At 61.8% G+C, this 3082-nt stretch carries 2 protein-coding genes; both read left to right on the plus strand.

All coding sequences use genetic code 11. The features are described from left to right. Positions 1–15: 15 nt before the first annotated feature. On the plus strand, positions 16–1107 hold the full coding sequence (gene hemE, locus IRZ24_RS18665) for a uroporphyrinogen decarboxylase (protein WP_297167728.1): 1092 nt from the start codon (positions 16–18) through the stop codon (positions 1105–1107). A gap of 136 nt (positions 1108–1243) precedes the next feature. Then, positions 1244–2227 carry a ferrochelatase gene (gene hemH / locus IRZ24_RS18670; RefSeq protein WP_297167731.1) on the plus strand — a complete coding sequence of 328 codons (984 nt, stop codon included), beginning with the start codon at positions 1244–1246 and terminating at the stop codon, positions 2225–2227. Positions 2228–3082: the final 855 nt, after the last annotated feature.

Here is a 3082-nt window from a genome sequence, read left to right on the forward strand (position 1 = left end):
GGATAGTGTTCTCTTATGCAGACTGAGCAAGAGCATCAATCGCAGGTGGAAGGCGCCGGGTCGGTGGCCTCGACGGGGCTGGCGCGTTTTCTGGCTGCCTGTCGTCGGCAGCGGTCAGACGCTACGCCGGTCTGGTTTATGCGGCAGGCCGGGCGCTGTCTCGCCGAGTACCGTGAACTGCGCAAGCGCTACGATATTCTCACAATGGCCAAGACGCCTGAGCTGTGTGCGCAGGTGACCCTGATGCCAGTCGAGCAGCTTGGGGTCGATGCGGCGGTCCTCTATGCTGACATCATGTTACCGATGGAGGGCATGGGGGTCTCGCTGGAGATCCAGCCTGAGATCGGTCCCATCATTCATCATCCGATTCGCACTATGAGCGACGTTGCGGCGCTGCACGTGCGTGAGCCGGAAGAGGCGACGCCTTTTGTGCTGGAGGCGGTGCGTCTGGTGCGGCGCGAGCTGGAGGGCAAGAAGGCTGTCATTGGCTTCTCGGGAGCGCCGTTTACGCTGGCCTGCTATTTGATCGAGGGGCGCCCGTCGCGCGACTATACCCAGGCGAAGGCGGTGATGTATGGGCAGCCGGCCCTTTGGCATGCTCTGATGGAGAAGCTGACCGAGGTAGTGACGCGCTATCTGCTTGGGCAGATTCGGGCTGGTGTGACGGCGGTTCAGCTCTTTGATAGCTGGGTGGGAGCGCTAGGACCGGCAGCCTATCGGCGCTATGTGCTGCCTTACAGTCAGCGGATCTTTGCGGCGATCAAACAGACGGGAACGCCGAGCATTCATTTCGGCACAGGTAACGCTGCGCTGTTGGAGCTGCTGGCCGAGGCCGGTGGTGATGTGATTAGCGTAGACTGGCGTGTCGATCTTGATAGTGCCTGGGAGCGCATTGGCTATGGGCATGGTATTCAGGGAAACCTTGATCCGGCGCTGCTGTTGGCACCCTGGGAGATCATTGAAGAGGGGGCGCGCGATGTGCTGCGCCGGGCGGCGGGCCGACCTGGTCATATCTTCAATCTTGGGCATGGAGTGCCTGCTGAGGCCGATCCGGCTGTGCTGCGTCGGCTTGTCGAATTTGTGCATGAGGAGACGCGTCGCTCTTGAGGCGTGGTCTCATGATGCGGAGCTGGCTCTCATCGCCAGGTGAGAGCGCGCAGGCAGTGATCGGAAACAGCAGCAGCGTCACTAAGACGAGAGAGCTGCAGATCTATCTTGAGAGAAGAGAGAGGGATACACTGCGATGGAGAGCGTCAAGCGTGTCGGCGTGGTCTTGATGACCTATGGTTCGCCGGCCACTCTCGATGACGTAGAGACCTATATGACCAATGTGCGTGGGGGGCGCAAGCCTGAGCCGGAGCTCGTGGAAGAGTTCCGTCGTCGTTATGAGCTGATCGGTGGTTCGCCGCTGATTCGCATTACGCAGCAGCAGGCGGCGGCGCTAGAGGAGGAGCTGAATCGGCGTCATCCGGCGGGACCGCGTTTCCAGGTTGTGGCAGGGATGCGTTTCTCACCTCCTTTTGTAGCTGATGTGGTGCCTGAGGCGGCGGCGGGTGCTCAGGCCCTGATTGGGGTGATCATGTCGCCGCAGTATTCGCCGATCATCATGGGAGGCTATGTTAGGGCGCTCACGGAGGCGGCGATGCGCCTGAAGCGCTCCGATTTGCTGGTGAAGGTGGCTGAAGATTGGCATCTGCAGCCGGATTTTATCGAGGCGCTGGCGGGTCGGGTGCGTCAGGCGCTGGATCGCTTCCCGCCGGAGGTGCGGGGGCGGGTGCCGGTGTTGTTTACGGCCCACAGTATGCCGAAGCGCGTGGTAGATGGGGAGCCGGGCTATATTGCGGCTCTGAAGGAGACGGCGGCGGCCATTGCCGAGCGGGTGGGGCTGCCCGCTGAGCGTTGGCTCTTCTGTTATCAGAGCGCTGGTCATACGCCGGAGGAGTGGCTGAAGCCGGATTTTGCTGATGTGATGCCGGAACTGAAGGCGGCGGGCCATACGCATGTCTTGATGGCGCCGGTACAGTTTCTGGCCGATCATCTTGAGATCCTCTACGATATCGATGTCGGGGCGCGTGAGCAGGCCGAGCAGGCCGGCTTGCAGTTTGCGCGCATCGAGTCGCTGAATGTGGAGCCGCGCTTTATCGCGGCCTTGGCGGCGGTGGTGGAGGAGACGCTGCAAGCGGCCTTGGCTGAGCTACCGTCGGCGGCTCAGGCCCAGGTGGGCTAAGCCTGGTTGGCTGTGTTGAGTGAGCGCTTGCATAAGTGAGCCGGGTCAGTCAGACACCGGGGGCATCGGGCCCAGCAGGGTGGTGGACTCCTGTTGCTGTTGGCCGTGTGCCCCTGCGGTGTTCTGGCTTGACCCGGCTGTTGCGTTGATTCGCGGTGTCCTTCCACTGGAGGATGTGTCTCCGCGCTTGGCGCTTCTCCGCTGATGAGGCGGACATGTGGGTAGCTGGCAGTGATCAGCTCTCGCTCCCACCGGATGCCAAATTATAGCTCCCTGATTTCCTGGAAGCGGGCAACCTGCTCCGCTAGCCGATACCAGGGAAAGTGCTGCCAGCAGTCGCGCTCGTGCCACTCGTTCTAGTAGAAAGCCCTGGAGAGGAAGGCGCTGGCACTGGCAATGGGGGCGTCGAAGCTGTAGTCTGAGGGCAGGCCAGCGTCAGCAGGGCGCCCGAAGGGCGGAGTTGAAGCTAGCGCCCTTGCTACGGCTCCGCCTGACAGGCTTCCAGATGGAGTGCTCTAGCCAGTATGGCAGCCTTCCCCACCTGGCGATCGGGGTGCGTTGGGCGTGGATGGGCTGCCTCAATGTCAGCGTGTGATTCTCTTCTCAATTGGGTAGAGCACAGGAAGGCTGTAGTTTCAAGAGAGGGATGAGATCAGCTAAAGGTAAAAAAAACCGGCCCCAGTCTGGAGAAGTAGCAGATCAGGTCAGCGGGTGAGGGGAGCGCCTTCGTCGCTCAACAAGCGCCCCCCGTGGGGCAAAGAAGCGCCTGGCGTTATTGCCCCTGGCTCTTCGCCGCTGGGGAGGGGAAGTCGCGCCACCAGGAGTGTCTGGCCTGCTGCTGGAGGTGGTGCCAGC

The sequence above is a fragment of the Thermogemmatispora sp. genome, assembly GCF_019683755.1.
Taxonomy (GTDB): domain Bacteria; phylum Chloroflexota; class Ktedonobacteria; order Ktedonobacterales; family Ktedonobacteraceae; genus Thermogemmatispora.